The sequence below is a fragment of the Pseudooceanicola sp. DL12 genome (genome assembly GCF_056270665.1).
Genome location: NZ_CM149884.1, coordinates 538222 through 554328 on the forward strand (window position 1 = coordinate 538222; position 16107 = coordinate 554328).

Annotated in this window: 13 protein-coding genes; 8 read left to right on the forward strand and 5 right to left on the reverse strand. The window is 65.9% G+C overall.

Annotation, left to right across the window (positions count from 1 at the left end):
* Positions 1 to 94: 94 nt before the first annotated feature.
* From AC0WR5_RS02505 to AC0WR5_RS02515, 3 genes are all read left to right on the forward strand, one after another.
* A complete protein-coding gene (locus AC0WR5_RS02505; protein ID WP_475866627.1) occupies positions 95 to 2350 on the forward strand; it encodes a FepA family TonB-dependent siderophore receptor in 2256 nt (751 codons plus the stop codon).
* 220 nt (positions 2351 to 2570) lie between these two features.
* Positions 2571 to 3827: an efflux RND transporter periplasmic adaptor subunit gene (locus tag AC0WR5_RS02510; RefSeq protein WP_475866628.1), complete on the forward strand. Its 1257-nt coding sequence runs from the start codon at positions 2571 to 2573 to the stop codon at positions 3825 to 3827.
* A gap of 6 nt (positions 3828 to 3833) precedes the next feature.
* A complete protein-coding gene (locus AC0WR5_RS02515; protein ID WP_475866630.1) occupies positions 3834 to 6944 on the forward strand; it encodes an efflux RND transporter permease subunit in 3111 nt (1036 codons plus the stop codon).
* A gap of 100 nt (positions 6945 to 7044) precedes the next feature.
* Here AC0WR5_RS02515 and AC0WR5_RS02520 read toward each other — a convergent pair whose 3' ends face one another.
* Positions 7045 to 7371, reverse strand: a complete 327-nt coding sequence (locus tag AC0WR5_RS02520; RefSeq protein WP_475866632.1) for a TFIIB-type zinc ribbon-containing protein — start codon at positions 7369 to 7371, stop codon at positions 7045 to 7047.
* Positions 7372 to 7705: 334 nt separating this feature from the next.
* On the opposite strand from AC0WR5_RS02520, the gene AC0WR5_RS02525 reads away from it, so the two are divergent.
* The 3 genes from AC0WR5_RS02525 (at position 7706) to AC0WR5_RS02535 (ending at position 9962) form a co-directional block, all read left to right on the forward strand.
* Positions 7706 to 8476 (forward strand): response regulator transcription factor, encoded by a 771-nt coding sequence (locus tag AC0WR5_RS02525; protein WP_475866634.1) that lies wholly within the window; start codon positions 7706 to 7708, stop codon positions 8474 to 8476.
* 136 nt (positions 8477 to 8612) lie between these two features.
* The gene (locus AC0WR5_RS02530) at positions 8613 to 9401 is read left to right on the forward strand and encodes a hypothetical protein (RefSeq protein WP_475866635.1); all 789 of its coding nucleotides are present in this window, start codon (positions 8613 to 8615) and stop codon (positions 9399 to 9401) included.
* A 63-nt stretch (positions 9402 to 9464) separates the two neighbouring features.
* Entirely contained in the window at positions 9465 to 9962 is a 498-nt protein-coding gene (locus tag AC0WR5_RS02535; protein ID WP_475866636.1) for a HugZ family pyridoxamine 5'-phosphate oxidase, read from the forward strand.
* Between the two features lie 139 nt (positions 9963 to 10101).
* Here AC0WR5_RS02535 and AC0WR5_RS02540 read toward each other — a convergent pair whose 3' ends face one another.
* Positions 10102 to 10761: a hypothetical protein gene (locus AC0WR5_RS02540; protein ID WP_475866638.1), complete on the reverse strand. Its 660-nt coding sequence runs from the start codon at positions 10759 to 10761 to the stop codon at positions 10102 to 10104.
* 355 nt (positions 10762 to 11116) lie between these two features.
* Positions 11117 to 12691 (reverse strand): lysine--tRNA ligase, encoded by a 1575-nt coding sequence (locus tag AC0WR5_RS02545; protein ID WP_475866640.1) that lies wholly within the window; start codon positions 12689 to 12691, stop codon positions 11117 to 11119.
* A gap of 163 nt (positions 12692 to 12854) precedes the next feature.
* Between AC0WR5_RS02545 and AC0WR5_RS02550 the strand changes: the two genes are divergently transcribed.
* Together AC0WR5_RS02550 and AC0WR5_RS02555 are read left to right on the forward strand one after the other, a co-directional pair.
* Complete coding sequence (locus AC0WR5_RS02550) at positions 12855 to 13280, forward strand: tellurite resistance TerB family protein (RefSeq protein WP_475866642.1); 426 nt, start codon at positions 12855 to 12857, stop codon at positions 13278 to 13280.
* A gap of 252 nt (positions 13281 to 13532) precedes the next feature.
* Entirely contained in the window at positions 13533 to 13688 is a 156-nt protein-coding gene (locus tag AC0WR5_RS02555) for a hypothetical protein (RefSeq protein WP_475866644.1), read from the forward strand.
* Between the two features lie 62 nt (positions 13689 to 13750).
* Here the strand turns inward: AC0WR5_RS02555 and dacB are convergent, their stop codons facing one another.
* Both dacB and AC0WR5_RS02565 read right to left on the reverse strand, forming a co-directional pair.
* On the reverse strand, positions 13751 to 15346 hold the full coding sequence (gene dacB / locus AC0WR5_RS02560; RefSeq protein WP_475866646.1) for a D-alanyl-D-alanine carboxypeptidase/D-alanyl-D-alanine endopeptidase: 1596 nt from the start codon (positions 15344 to 15346) through the stop codon (positions 13751 to 13753).
* A 62-nt stretch (positions 15347 to 15408) separates the two neighbouring features.
* Complete coding sequence (locus AC0WR5_RS02565) at positions 15409 to 16074, reverse strand: nicotinate-nucleotide adenylyltransferase (RefSeq protein ID WP_475866647.1); 666 nt, start codon at positions 16072 to 16074, stop codon at positions 15409 to 15411.
* Positions 16075 to 16107: the final 33 nt, after the last annotated feature.

The window sequence follows — 16107 nt, forward strand, 5'->3', positions numbered from 1 at the left end:
GGTAACGCACACCCATCCAGCATGTGTCCCGCACGGTCCGGCCAGACAGACAGACGCGCCCCAATATCAGTCAGTCAAACCCTTGGGGGAACACATGAACAGCTGGAACCGGCGCTCCCGCCGGATCAGTGCGCTGTTGGCCGCGACCGTGATGGTCTCTGCCGCCGCGCCCGTCCTGGCGCAGGAGACGGAGGCCACAGCCTCCGCCGATCAGGTCTACGAATACACCACGGAAACCGGCGACGTGATCCTGCTAGATCCGATCGTGGTCCAGGCAGCTTCCGAACAGCTCAAGCAATCTCTCGGCGTCTCGGTGATCTCTGCCGAGGACCTGCAGGAGCGTCCTGTGGTCAACGACCTGAAGGATGCCGTGCGCCGCATGCCCGGCGTCAACCTGACCGGGGCCACCTCCACCGGCCAGCGCGGCAACCAGCGTCAGATCGACATCCGCGGCATGGGCCCGGAAAACACCCTGATCCTTATCGACGGCAAACCGGTGCTGTCGCGCGACTCGATCAAGATGGGCCGCTCCGGCGAGCGCGACACCCGCGGCGACAGCAACTGGGTGCCCGCCGAGATGGTCGATCATATCGAGGTCATCCGGGGCCCGGCCGCGGCCCGCTACGGCTCTGGTGCCGCCGGCGGCGTGGTGAACATCGTCACCAAGAAGCCCGAGACCGATACCTTCACGCTCAACCTGCAGTACAACCAGCCGGAAAGCGACCTCGAGGGCAATTCCTATCGCGGCAACTTCCTCTGGGCCAAGCCGCTCAGCGACAATCTCTCCTTCCGGCTGACCGGCAGCTACAACCGGTCGAACCCCGATGACCCGGAGATCAACGCCTCGGTCACCGACGAGGATACCGATGCCGCGGCCGGCGTCGAGGGCGTGATCAACAAGGATGTCAGCGGCCTGGTCCGCTGGGAGCCCGACGATTTCAACCGGATCGACTTCGAGCTGGGCTACAGCCGCCAGGAGAACCTCTATACCGGCGACCGACAGCTCACCTCCGGCAGTGACCTGACCGAGGAACTGGCCGCGGAGGAGGCGACCACCAACAAGATGCAGCGCACGACGGCCGCGATCACCCACCACGGTGAATATTCCTTCGGCGATCTCGAGAGCTACATCCAGTACGAGCACACCGACAACACGCGCCTGAGCGAAGGCGCCAGCGGTGGCGGCGAGGGCCGGATCAACTCCGACAGCGAATGGGGCACCGTCCTGCTCGACAACCTCTCGGCCAAGAGCGAGCTGAACCTGCCCGGCACCGCCTTCGGCCGCGAGGCCACCTGGACGCTGGGCGGCGAGGCCCGCTACGAGCGCATGGATGATCCCGTCTCGATCGCCGCGCGCGGCGACCTCGATTTCACCTACGGCGATACCCAGGCCAATGCAGCGGACCGTGATCCGGTCTCCAGCCAGACGCTCCTCGGGGTCTACGGCGAAGGCAACATCCTGGCGACCGATGCGCTGACCATAACGCCTCAGATCCGTGCCGATTATGCCGATACCTTCGGCTTCAACCTCTCCGGCGGCATCAGCGCCACCTACGAGGTCAACTCGGACTGGACGATCAAGGCCGGCAGCGCCCGGGCCTTCAAGGCGCCGAACCTCTATCAGCTCAACCCGAACTACATCTACGTCACCCGCGGTCGGGGCTGCCCCTCGATCTACTACGGTGACGGGCCGTGCTACGTGCTGGGCAACGAGGACCTGAAGCCGGAAACCAGCTGGAACAGCGAAGTCGGCGTGGCCTACTCCGGGCCGCAGGGCATCGATGCGACGCTGACCGCCTTCTACAACGACTACCGCAACAAGATCCAATCCGGTCTCGACCAGGTGGCCATGATCACCAGCGGCGATTCCACCTATCGCGTGTTCCAGTGGGAAAACGTGCCGCGTGCCGTGGTGTCCGGGGTCGAAGGCAGCTTCAACGCCGAGCTGAGCGAGGACGTGAAGCTGGTCACCAACTTCACCTGGATGATCAAGTCCGAGGACAAGCAGACCGGTGCGCCGCTCTCGCTGGTGCCCAAGTACACGATCAACGCCTCGCTGGAATGGCAGGCAACCGAAAAGCTGCGGGTCATCCCCTCGCTTACCCACTACGGCGAGATCGAGGCCGCCACGATCAACTCCAGCACCGGCATCGAATACGACGATACCACGTCGCGGGCGCCCTACACCCTGGTGGACCTGGCGGCAAACTACGAGGTCGCCGAGGATTTCAACATCCGCTTCGGGGTCACCAACGTCTTCAACAAGACGATCCTGCGCTCGGGTGACGGGGCCAATACCTACAACGAACCGGGCCGCGCCTACTACGTCGGCCTCAGCAAGACCTTCTGAGGGAAGCAGGGTCCTGCCATGCAACCCAGGGGCCCCCGGAGCACTGCTCCGGGGGCCTTTTACGTCTGCGACAAAGAAATCTGCCGGATTTGGGAAAATTCCTTCCTATAATGTCAGATGACTGCGACGGAATTTGGATAGGCCATCGTACTACCCTGATCCGTACGGTCCGCTGGCCTCCCCGACGCGGGCCCGAAAAGAATTTTTTGATGGAGACTGCATGTTGCCCAGAACGATCGCCAAACGTGCCGCCATGGTTCTTCCGGCCATGGTGCTTGCCGTTGCAGCCACTGCCCTGTCGTCGCGGGTCAGCTTCGCTCAGGATGCGTCCGGTGGCATGCCGCCGACCTCGGTCGGGGTCATCACGCTGCAGCCCGAGGCGGTGCCCTATTCCGTCACCCTGCCGGGCCGTGCCGTCGCCCACGAGGAAACCGAGATCCGCCCCCGCGTCGAGGGGGTGATCAAGGAAATCGCCTATGTGCCCGGCACCAAGGTCAAGGCCGGCGACCTGTTGTTCAAGCTCGACAGTGCCACCTACGAGGTGAACCTCTCCGCCGCCCAGGCCGCCAAGGACAGCGCCGAGGCCACGCTCTCGGCCGCCCAGGCCACTGTCGACCGCTATTCCCGCCTCTCCGGCGTCAGCAGCATCACCCAGGCCGATCTCGACAGCGCCGAGGCCGACCTCGCCTCGGCCCGCGCCAGCGTCGCCTCCGCCGATGCCGACCTGCAATCGGCCGAGCTCGACCTCGACCGCACCGAGATCCGCAGCCCCATCGACGGCATCGTCGACATCCCCGAATTCTCCGTCGGCGCCCTGGTCACCGCCAACCAGAGCGACGCGCTCACCACCGTGACCCAGCTCGACCCGATCTTCGTCGACGTCCAGGAAGCCTCGGCGCAGATGCTGCGTCACCGCGAGATGATCGACAGCGGCGTTCTGGTGCCGCAGGATACCCTCGGCATCTCCCTCACGCTTGAAACCGGCGAGACCTACAAGGGCGCGGGAGAGCTGGTCAGCCCCCGCACCTCGGTCTCCACCACCACCGGCACCATCGATTTCCGCATCATCTTCGACAACGAGGACAGGCTGATCCTGCCCGGCCAGTTCCTGCGCGTCGCCCTGACGCTGGGCACCACCGAGGCGATCCTGGTGCCCCAGCGCGCCACCACGCGCAATTCCGACGGCACTCTGACGGCCTTCGTGGTCGATGACGGCATGGCCCGCGAGGCCACGCTCACCTACACCGGCACCTACGACAATTCCTGGGTGGTCACCGATGGGGTGGAACCGGGCGACGAGCTGATCGTCGACGGGCTGAACGACCTCAAGGCCGGCACCCAGGTCTCGCCGGTGCCGGTCTACATCGACGACGAGGGCATCGTGCAGGATGTCGACGGCGCCACCGATCCCGATCAGGAGTCCGGCGACAACGACGTGGATACGGACAACATCAACGACACGGACTCCGGGGAATAACGGGTCATGGTCAATTTCTTCATCCATCGCCCCGTGTTCGCATGGGTGCTGGCCATCGTCACGATGCTGGCCGGCGCCTTCTCCTTTACCCAGTTGCCGGTGTCGCAATACCCCGACATCGCCCCCACCACGATCCGCATTTCCGCCACCTATTCCGGCGCCACGGCCGATGCCGTGCAGAACTCCGTCACCACGGTGATCGAGGACAGCCTGACCGGCATCGACGGCATGCTCTACATGACCTCGACCTCGCGCGAGGGCAGCTCCTCGATCAGCCTGACCTTCGACGAGAGCGTCAACGCGGTCGATGCCCAGAACGAGGTCCAATCCAAGGTCAGCCAGATCGAGAGCCAGCTGCCCGACGCGGTGCAGACCGCCGGCGTCACCGTCACCCGGTCGTCCTCCTCGATCCTGATGGTGGGCGCGCTGGTCTCGCCCGATGGCCGCTATTCCACGATCCAGCTCGGTGACATCCTCGACAACATGGTCTCGGGTCCGGTCAAGCGGACCGAGGGCGTGGGCGGCATCAACAGCTTCGGCTCGGGCTATGCCATGCGCATCTGGCTCGATCCGCTGGCCCTGCAGCAGTATCAGCTCACCCCCACCGACGTGACCTCTGCCGTCACCGCGCAGAATACCACCGTCTCCGTGGGCTCGCTGGGTGATCTGCCCACCACCCAGGGGCAGCAGTTCACCGCCACCATCACCGCCCAGAGCCAGCTGACCTCGGCCGAACAGTTCGAGGGCATCCTGCTCAAGACCGAGGAGGACGGCTCTGCCGTCTATCTCGGCGATGTCGCCCGGGTCGAGATCGGCCAGGAAGACTACGGCGTGAACTCCTTCTTCAACGGGGAAAACGCCTCGGGCTTCGGTGTGAACCTGGCCACCGGCGCCAATGCCGTGGATACCGCCGCGGCGGTGCGTGCCACCCTCTCCGGGCTGGAGAACGCCCTGCCCGAAGGGGTCGAGATCCGCTATGCCTACGACACCTCGCCCTTCGTCGAGCTGTCCATCGAAAAGGTCTATCACACGCTGATAGAGGCCGTGTTCCTCGTCTTCCTGGTGATCCTGGTCTTCCTGCAGAAATGGCGTGCCACGCTGATCCCGATCATCGCCGTGCCGGTGGTGCTCATGGGCACCTTCACCGTGCTGGCGGTCGCGGGCTATTCGATCAACACGCTCACCATGTTCGCCATGGTTCTGGCCATCGGCCTGCTGGTCGATGACGCCATCGTGGTGGTGGAAAACGTCGAACGGGTGATGGAAGAGGACGATCTCGGGCCGCTCGAGGCCACGATCAAGTCCATGGGCCAGATCACCGGCGCGCTGATCGGCATCGCCCTGGTGCTCTCGGCGGTCTTCCTGCCGATGGCCTTCTTCGGCGGTTCCACCGGGGTGATCTACCGTCAGTTCTCGGTCACGATCATCACCGCCATGGTGCTCTCGGCGCTGGTCGCACTGATCCTGTCGCCGGCGCTCTGCGCCTCGCTCCTGCGCAAGGCCCATGGCGAGAGCATCGCGCCCGCACGCTGGTTCAACCGCACCTTCGACCGGGTCAACCACGGGTATTCCGCCATGGTCACCCGGCTGGTCAAGGTGCCGGTGGTGATGCTGGTCGCCCTGGTCGTGATCACCGGCAGCGCCGGCTGGATCTTCACCCGGCTGCCGTCCTCTTTCCTGCCGACCGAGGACCAGGGCGTGGTCATGGCCATGGTCAGCCTGACCGAGGGCTCGACCACGGCACAGACGCAATCCGTGGTGAACGAGATCAACGACTACCTGCTGAACGACCAGGGCGAGGCGGTGGAAACCGTCTTCGGCACCCTCGGCTTCAGTTTCGGCGGCACCGGTCAGAACAACGCCATGCTCTTCATCAAGCTGCGCGATTTCGATGAACGCGAGGCCCCCGGCCTGTCGGCCACGGACGTGGTCAACAATGCCAACGCGCATTTCTTCGGGTTGCGCGCAGGGCAGGTCTTCTTCATGCAGCCGCCGGCCATTCCCGGCCTCGGCAATACCTCGGGCTTCTCGATGTATCTCGTCGACCAGGCCAACAACGGCACCGCCGCCATGCGCGAGGCCGCGGCCCAGCTCGAGCAGGCCGCCAATGCCACCGGGCAGGTCGACAACATCCGCGTCTCCGGCGACGAGGACGAGGCCGTGCTGCGCATCAACATCGACCAGCAGAAGGCCGAGAGCTTCGGTGTCACCCTGTCGTCGGTCAACTCGCTGCTCTCGGTGATCTTCGGTGGCTCCACGGTCAACGACTTCAACATGAACGGCAACCTGCGGCCGGTGATCGTGCAGGGGGATGCGCCCTACCGGATGCAGCCCGAGGACATCGACAAGTGGTTCGCCACCAATTCCGACGGCGAGATGGTGCCCTTCGGCGCCTTCATGAACACCAGCTGGGAGAGCTCTTCTCCCTCGCTGGCCCGCTATGGCGGCACCTCCGCCATGAGCATCTCCGGCTCGCCCACCTCGGGCACCTCCTCGGGCGAGGCCATGGACCTCATGGAACAGCTCACCGCGGACCTGCCGGGGGGCTACGGCGTGGCCTGGACGGACCTGTCCTACCAGGAACGCCAGTCGGGCAACCAGGCGCCCTATCTCTACGCGCTCTCGGTGCTCGTCGTCTTCCTGTCGCTGGCCGCCCTTTACGAGAGCTGGTCGATCCCCTTCTCCGTCATGCTCGCCGTGCCGGTGGGCGTGCTGGGGGCGGTGGTCGCCGCCTCTCTCGCGGGGCAGGCCAACGACGTCTACTTCAAGGTGGGGATCCTCACGACAATCGGCCTGGCGGCCAAGAACGCCATCCTGATCGTCGAGTTCGCCAAGGATCTCGAGGCCGAGGGCAAGAAGCTCATCCAGGCCACGGTCGAGGCCGCGCGGATGCGGTTGCGTCCGATCCTGATGACCTCCTTCGCCTTCATGCTGGGCGTCGTGCCGCTGGCCACTGCCACCGGGGCCGGGGCCGCGGCCCAGAACGCCATCGGCATCGGGGTGCTGGGGGGCATGATGGCCGCCACCTTCATCGGCATCTTCATGGTGCCCAGCTTCTATGTGCTGGTGCGCCGGGTGACCGACAAGTCGGCCCGGAAATCGGTGCAGGGCGAGTGATCGCCCGCCCCAGCGGGGGCCTCGAATGACAAAAGGGGCGGCGCCATCTCGCGCCGCCCCTTTTTCGCGTCTCCGCCCCGGCCCCGCGGTGCCGGGGGGATCAGAAATCGAAGATCTCTTCCAGGATCGATTTCCGCTTCTTTTTCTTCTTCTTGTAGTAGCGCGGATCGTGGTGATAGCCGCCGTACTGCGTCTCGTGGCGCGGGTCATAGCGCTGCGCCTCGTGATAGGGCGTCTCGCGCGGCGTGGCCGGGCGCGCCACCTGCTGGCGCGGAGCGGGCGCGGCGGTCTCCTCCGCCGAGCGGTCGATGATCTTGTCCAGCTCGCCGCGATCAAGCCAGATGCCCCGGCAGCTCGGGCAGTAGTCGATCTCGACCCCCTGCCGCTCGGTCATCCTCAGCTCGGCTCCGTCCACGGGACATTTCATCGGCAGCGCTCCTCTTGCTCATCCGGTTTCCCCCCAGATGGGCAGGGCAAGGCATCCTGGCAAGGTTGTATTAACCAAGCGATTGAAAAGACGCTCAAATATACTTTCGTATAGGTGCACCGGCGCGGTAAATGCCGTATGAAAGAGAGGCGCGGAAAATTGTGCCTGACGGGACGTCAACCTTCCCGGTTCCATCCCGGCCCCTTCCTTTCTGCGCAGGGCGGCAAAGCTGCCATTCCCCGAAAAACGTGATCGACGGTGTGGGCCGCATTCGCCCTCCGTCGGCGTTTGTCCCTCCCTTCCGTCGTTCCCCGCAGAACAGGAGTGAATGCGGATGCGCCTGCTTGTGACCGATACCACCTGGAACATCGCCGGCCTGGCCCATGCCATGCGCGAGCAGGGCTTCTATGTGTCCGATGCGGCCAATGCTGCCGAAACACTGGAATATGCCTCCTCGGCCGAGCAGAACGCCATTCTCATAGATCCCGACCTGCCCGACATGCCCGCCTCCGAGCTGGTCAGCCGCCTGCGGGCCGAATTCCCGCGCCTGGTGATCTGTGTCGTTTCCCGCAAGGTCGACGAGGACATGCGCCGCGATTTCCTCTTCCGTGGCGCCGATGACGTGATGGAATGGCCGGCCAAGCCCGCCATCATGGCCGCCCGCCTGCGCGCCTTCGTGCGCCGGGCCGCGGGCTTTGCCCTTCCGGTGCTGCAGACCGGCCCCCTGGCCCTCGACATCGACGCCCGCACCCTGCACCACCACGACATGCCCGTGCATCTCACCCGCCTGGAATACGAGATGATGGAGATGCTGATCCTGCGCCGGGGCGCCATGGTGACCCGCGATCAGATCATGACCCAGCTCTATGCCTGGACGGATGAACCCGACCCCAAGATCCTCGATGTCTACATCTGCCGCATCCGCGCCAAGCTGGCCGCCATCGGTGCGCAGGAGGACCTGATCGTCACCAACTTCGGCCAGGGCATCCGCATCCCCGAGCTGCGCCCCGAGCGCATCGTCATGGGCCCCCTGCCGGCGGCCCCCGCCGCCTCGGCGGAACAGCTGGCCGAGGACGAGGATCTGGAAAAGATCGCCGCCGCCTGATCCCGGCCCGGAAATCGCAACTTTCCCCCAAGGGGCACCACCCGCCGATGCCATGCATCCGGCGGGTGTTATCCATTCATTAACCATCCTTGTCCCAAATGGTTAATGCCCTTCGGGGCCGGGAATGGAGGAATGGATGCGCCCAGGCGCGAACAGGCGAGGGCTCCTCAGGGGGCGGGCGGCCCGGTGGTTAGCCCGGTGGTTAGCCCGGTTTTCGATCAGGTATCCGATCCGATATTCGATCCGGTGGCCCACCCGGCGGCCCGTTTTTCGGCCCGCCGGCGCCCGAATCCTGCTGCTCCTGCTTCTGATCGCGCTGCCTCAGCCCCTGCTGGCCGGGGCCTGGGCGCGCGGCAAGGGGCATCACTTCTCCGCCGGGGCCTACCGCCTGAACCTCGACCTGCAGGGCAATTCCACGCCCGCCTATACCTATTACCACGAATTCGGGCTGACCGATGACTGGACGCTGGGCCTCGACCTCGGCGGGGCCATCTCGGGGTTCGACAAGGCGGTGATCTTCGCCTCGCGGGCCTATCAGCCGATCCATGGCATCCATGTCGCCACCGATCTCGGATTTGGCCGCATCGCCGGCGCAGATGTCATCCGCCCCGGCTTTGCCATCGGCCGCAGCCTGGCCCGGCCGCAGGGCTGGCTCTCCCTTGAAGGGGCCACGGAATTCTTTCCCGATACCCTCGCGACCGACTGGAAGATCGACGCCACCTGGGGCTTTGCCCCCGGCGAGCGGACGAAATACTACATGCAGCTGCAGACCGGTCAGCACCACGGCGATGGCCCCTTTGCCCGGCTGGCGGGCTCGGCGGCCTGGCGGCTCCGCGACGGGCTCTACCTCGATCTGGGCGCCGCCATCAAGCTCAAGAACTCCGATCCCCTGCGCCTGAAATTCGGTTTCTGGTGGGAGCGCTGACGTCGCGCCAGCCGTGGTGCCGGGGCAGTGGCGCCGCCCGCCGCGCGGCGCTATCCTCGCCCCATGACAGATCCGATCCGCCCCACCGATGACGAGGCCCGCGCCCTGGCGCAGGAGCTGATCGCCGCGGCCCGCCACGGCGCCCTGGCCACCCTGATCGACGGGGGCGGCGAAGGCCCCGTGCCCATGGTCACGCGCATTGCCCTGGCCCGCGATCCACAGGGGCTGCCGCTGACCCTGGTCTCGCGGCTGGCCGCCCATACCGCGCCGCTTCTGGCCGGTGGCCCGGTCTCGCTGCTGATCGGAGAGCCGGGGGGCAGGGGCGATCCGCTCACCCATCCCCGGCTGACGCTTCAGGCCCGGCCAGAGCCGGTGCCGCGCGATGCCCCGGGCTTTGGCGATCTGGCCGCCCACTACGTGGCCCAGCGGCCAAAGTCCAAGCTCTACGTGGATTTTGCCGATTTCCTGCTGGTGCGTTTCCGGCCGCAGGGCGCCTTTCTCAACGGCGGCTTCGGCAAGGCCTTCCGCCTCACCCCGCAGGATCTGCAGCCCGCCGGCTGAACGGGGCAGCCGCTGACCACCTGCCGTCCGGTTCGGCCGGACCCGCGCGTTCCTCTGCCGTGCGGCGTGGCAAGGGGCCCGTGCCTGCGCAACGGGCCCCCGTCTGTCTTGCTCCTGTCTTGCCGGTCTGCCCTCGGGCTCAGAACCGCCAGCTCAGCGAGACGCTGAGGAAGGGCACCACCGGGAAATCCGACAGTGAATCGTTGATGCTCTGCACCTCGCTGGCCACGTCCTGCTGGCCCTGCGGGGTCAGCGCCTCGGTGCCGCTGACCGAAACCTCGTAGGTCGCGATTCGCGCACCCGCCTCCAGGTTCACGCTCATGCCGGTCATGGTGGCATGGCGATAGCCCAGCGAGAATTGCGGTGCCACGTCGTTCTTCTGTTCCATCTTCACGCCGAATGCGCCGCTGTAGGTGTTGCCCTCGGCGGTGATCTGCGTGGTGTTGCCCGAGAAGTCGTAGCCGCCAAATGCCAGGCCGCCGGAAACGAAGAAGCCGGTCGAGGTGGGATAGTAATCCAGCGCGATCACGCCGCTGAAGGATTCGATCTTGCCGTCGACCTTGTTGCCGTCGTCTTCCAGGTCGGTGTCGAAGGAGCCGTAGTAGATCGGCGCGCGCAGGGTCATCTGGTCGTTGATGGAATAGGAGGGCTCGATGAAGACACCGAGGGTCGAGACACCGCCGCCGACGGCGTAATCCTGGGCCGAGGCCTGGCCCGCGGACAGGCCGAGCACCAGGGCCGGCGCCGCGGCAGCGGTGCATTGCAGAAGGGTAAGGAGAGGGGAGCGCTTGGAAGCCATGGAGGCAAATCTTTCTCGAATTGGAATCGGGGGGCTGAACAAAACGCGGACAGGTCGCCCGACTGAAGGCGAAGCGGTCGGATCGCGATAGGGCCGTGCCGTAACGCAGCGCAGTTCGCGAGGACCGTGTGACTGTCGTAACCGGTTACCCTTCCAGGTTACGTAACGGTACGGTGAAGCCACAAGGGCCGGCCGGAAAAATGGCCTTCCGGAGCAGAAGTGTTGCATTCCTGCCGGTATGGTCCGTGCACGCACCGGCCTGTCTTTGGCCCCCGTCGTCACGGCGGTGCGGGAAACACGAAAAAAGGCGCCCCAAGAGGCGCCCTTTTCCTTGATTTCATTTCCGTTTCTCGGCTCAGGCGAACTTTCCGGCCAGCGCCTCGTCGATCAGGTCGGCGGTCTCGGTCACACCATACAGCGCGATGAACCCGCCAAAACGCGGCCCCTGGCTCGCGCCGAGCAGCACCTCGTAGAGCGCCTTGAACCAGTCGCGCAGCGGCTCGAACCGCTCGCGGCCCACGTCATAGACGATCCCCTGCAGGGCCTCGTCCTCGACCGGGCCGTCCCAGGCGCGCAGCTTGTCGCGCAGCTCTTCCAGGGCCTCGCGTTCCAGCTCGCTGGGCGCGCGGAACACCTTCGTCGGCTTCACGAAGTCGTTGTAGTAGCGCACCGCAAAGCCCACGGCCTGGTCCATCTGCGGGTTGGTCTCGGGGCTGGCCTCCGGCGCATAGCGCGCGATGAAGCCCCAGAGCGTTTCCTTGTCCTCGGCGCCCGAGACGCTCGCCAGGTTCAGCAGCATCGAGAAGGGCACCACCAGGTCGCTGGCCGGCACGTCGTGGCCGTGGATGTGGAACACCGGGTTGGCCAGGCGCTGCTTGGCGTCCTGGTCGGCATAGGCGCGCAGCTGCTGGTGATATTCGTCCATCGCCCGCGGGATCACGTCGAAGTACATCCGCTTCGCCGTCTTCGGCTTCTGGTACATGAAGTAGCTCAGGCTCTCGGTGCTGGCATAGGTCAGCCATTCGTCGATCGAGATGCCGTTGCCCGAGCTCTTCGAGATCTTCTGGCCCTTGTCGTCCAGGAACAGCTCATAGGTGAAATGCTCCGGCTTCTTGCCGCCCAGGATCTCGCAGATCCGGTCGTAGATCGGCGTGTTGGTGCTGTGGTCCTTGCCGTACATCTCGAAGTCGACACCGAGCGCCGCCCAGCGGGCGCCGAAATCGGGCTTCCACTGCAGTTTCACCTGGCCGCCGGTCACGGGCAGGGTCCATTCGCGGCCGTCCTCGTCGTCGAAGGTGATCGTGTAATCATCCTTGTTGACCGACTTCATCGGCACATAGAGCACGCGGCCGGTCTCGGGGTGGATCGGCAGGAAGATCGAATAGGTCGCGGCACGTTCCTCGCGCAGCGATTTCAGCATCACCTTCATCACGTCGTCGTATTTCTCGACGGCGCGTTTCAGCACCTCGTCGAACTGGCCCGAGCGGTAGAATTCCGTGGCCGAATAGAACTCGTACTCGAAGCCAAAGGTATCCAGGAAGCGGCGCAGCATGGCGTTGTTGTGGTGGCCAAAGCTCTCGAATTCCTCGAAGGGGTCGAAAACGCTGGTCAGCGGCTTCTGGATGTCTTCCTTCAGGCGCTCCTGGTTCGGCACGTTGCCGGGGATCTTGCGCATCCCGTCCATGTCGTCGCTGAAGCAGATCAGCCGCGTCGGGATGTCGCTGATCACCTCGAAGGCGCGGCGGATCATCGTGGTGCGCAGCACCTCGCCGAAGGTGCCGATATGGGGCAGGCCGGAGGGGCCATAGCCCGTCTCGAACAGCACGTAACCCTTTTCCGGCGCCTGTTTCTCGTACCGTTTGGCGAGGCGGCGGGCCTCTTCGAAAGGCCAGGCTTTCGATTCCAATGCGGCTTGGCGCAGGTCGGACATGTCACACTCCATCGGTTGATCCCCTTCACCGGGGCCAGCGCTTCCTATTGCCCGCACCGGCATAGGTCAATAATCTGACCACAGGATACACAGGCATTTCCCCCGGCAAAGGCAGGCTTTCCGCCTTTTCCGCGCCCATTTTCAAGCAAGGTGACAGGCAGACATGGTCAACGACATTTCCCACGCGCTCTCGCCCCAGGATTGCCTGGTGCTCATGATGATCGCCGTTTCGGTCTCTGACGAGGACATCCGTACCGCCGAGCTGATCAAGATCGAGAGCCAGGTCAACACGCTGCCGATCTTCGCCGATTACGACGATGCGAGGATCAAGCAGATGTCCTCCATCGTCTTCGATCTCTTCTCCGAGGAGGACGGCCTCGATGCGCTCTTCGGCCTGATCCGCGAGAACCTGCCCGCCCGCCTCTTCGAGACCGCCTATGCGCTCTGCTGCGATGTCGCCGCCGCCGATGGCACCCTGCGCGAGACCGAGCTGCGCCTGCTCGAGGAAATGCGCTACGAGCTCGACCTCGACCGGCTGCATGCCGCGGCCATCGAACGCGGTGCCCGCGCCCGTCACCTGACGGTCTAAAATGCCCGTCACCTGACGGTATGACCTGCCCGTCACCTGACGGTATGGCTGTCTGATGGCCCGTTCCGGCGCTCGCCGGTAACGGGCGCCGGGCGGTTCTGAAACAATCCGAAACGACCGCGCGCCAGTTTTTGCCAATGGCGGGCACAGCCTTGCGCAAAAGGGCCGTTGCAAATATTTGCAGGTCCGTTTTCCGGCAGAGAGGCGCAAACTTCGCTCATGAGATAACGACTCACAGCGAAAGCCGCACCGATGAACCGTATTGTCCTTTTCGCAGGACTTGGCCTGCTCTGCCTCATGCCCGTGGTGGGCGTCATCACCAACCGCGCAGAGATCGGATCACCCGGCGCGCAGAGCGTGCGTGCGGCGCACACCGGCTACGACGCGCCGCTGCCCCAGCGGTTCTGACCGCCCGTTCCTTCCGGCCCATTTCCTCCGAAATGAAGCGGCGCCTTCGGCCGTGCCGGGCCTCAGCCCGGAACGGTCGTGCTCGCCTTGGCACTCACCGGGCTGATTTCGCGTGGCAGCGGCGGCAGCGGTCCCCGGCCATATAGGTTTGCCCAGCGGTGCAGAAGCCGCTGCTGCAGGTATTTCGCCTGGGTGTTCCAGCCGTGTCCGCCCGGCGGGCTCTCTCGCTGTTCCATCGGCAGCCCGTCGCGCCGTGCGATGTCGCCCGACAGCACCGCAAAGGCCAGCTCGCGGCCGTCCTCGACCTCGACATATCCCGCCAGCCCGCTGACGAAGTTCAGCGTGCCGGTCTTGGCGTGGATCGACATCGGCACGTTGGGCCCGTCGAACTTCTGGATGTGGATTTCCTTCAACAGCGGCTGCAGCTCGGTCTGCGCCGGGGCGCTGGCCATCATGTGCACCAGGTCGCGGGTCGAGATCCGCGAATCGTCGCCAAGGCCCGAATGGTCCTCCATCGCCACGTCCTGCAGGCCCAGCTCGGCGCGGGCCCAGGCGCTCATTGCCTCGGCGCTCTCCTTCAGGCTCTTCGGCGCCAGGCCGCGCTTGGTGCTGGCGGTCAGCCCGACGATCTCGGCGGTGGGGTTGGTGGAATAGAACAGCATCAGCCGCAGCACCTCGTGCAGCGGGCGGCTGTCGAACCGCGCGATCTGCCAGGCGTCGGGCAGGGTCTCGATCGGCTCCGGCGTCTTCAGCACGATCCCGTGCGAGCGTACCAGTGTCTGGAAGACCTCGGCGGTATAGGCCCCCGGGCGCCGCACCGGTAGCCAGCGCGCGCCGCCATTGCCGAGCGCCGCATCCGCCACCGTCCAGCTGTCGATGCCGTCGCGGTCCTCGTAGGTATAGGTCGGGCCGGCCCGGTCGACCACCTCCATCCGGGAGGTCTGCACATCGGGGCGGTACTGGTCGGTGCGCGCGTCCATGGTCACGGTCCAGCGGCCGTTTTCCTTCTTCCACTCGAAGTGGACGCGGTTGTAGTTCAGGTTCAGCCCGCCGATCCCGGGGTTGTAACTCACGTGCTGGGGCTGGTTCGGGTCGATCTGGCGCAGCTCCGGCAGGTAGGCCGCGTGGTAGAGGAACCGCCCGGCCACTTCCGTCACGCCGCTCGCCTTCAGCTGCGCGGCCAGCCGGCCAAGGTCGTTGGTGTCCAGCATCGGATCGCCGCCGCCGGCCAGGATCAGGTCGCCGGTCAGCTTGCCGCCCTGCAGCTCTCCGGTGGCCAGGATCCGGGTCTGGAACTGGTAATCGGCGCCCAGGAAATGCAGCGCATAGAGCGAGGTCAGCGTCTTGGCCACGCTGGCGGGGGGCAGGGCGGTGCTGTCCTCCACATGTTCCAGCATGCGGCCGGTCTCGATATCGAGCAGCGCATAGGTCGTCTCGCCGGTGATGTTGACGCTCCGGATCAGGGCGCTGGCATCGTTGGGGTGCACCTTGCCCAGGTCGCCGGGCCGCAGGCGGGGGCGCAGCGACGTGCCCGGCGCACCGGCAAGCGCCGGGCCGGCCAGGGCCGCGCCTGCGGTGCCGGCCAGCAGTGCGGTCAGGAAATTGCGTCGGGACAGGGGGCGGGCCCGGGACGGGTCCTGGGAAGGGGCTTGGGTCATGGGGCGCAATCTACAGCGCCGCGCGGCTGCCGCCAAGCGGGGGCAGGGGCCGCAGGCGGCTCTCAGTCTTCACTTTGTCGCCAGTCGCCTTGACCGCCCCCTTGACCGTCCCCGCCGCCGTTCTGGGCGCCGCTCCAGCCCCCCTTGCGGCGCAGCTCGGTCGAGGAGATCGGGATCATCGGCATGTTGGCAAAGCACCAGGCGGGCGCCTCGGCCCCGCCCAGCAGGTGGCTCTCGTCGTCGCGCAGGCGGGCGGCGCGAAAGATCCGCGCGGCGCGGCTCTCGCGGGCCGAGAGCCGATCGCCCGGCCGGGCCAGCACGCCCACCGGCACGTTGTTCAGGATCCAGCGCCATTCCTGCCAGCGGTCCAGCTGCGCCAGGTTGTCGGCGCCCATCAGCCAGGTGAACCGGACACCGGGATAGAGGCCGCGCAGCGCGCGCAGCGTTCCCGCGGTATAGCGGGTGCCGGTGCGGGCCTCGATTCCGGTGACGGTGACGCGCGGATGCCGCATGAGCGCCCGGCTCGCCGCCAGCCGCTCCCCGAGCGGCGCAGGCCCGCGGGTCTTCAGCGGGTTGCCGGGGCTGACCAGCCACCAGACCCCGTCGAGGCCGAAACGTTTCAGCGCCTCGAGGGTGACATGCACGTGCCCCTCGTGCGGCGGATCAAAGGATCCGCCCAGCAGGCCGATGCGCTGACCTGCCCTGGCATATGGGCGTCGATGGACCAAGTCCGCTCCCTCTCCGGTGGCCGCTTGTCGGCG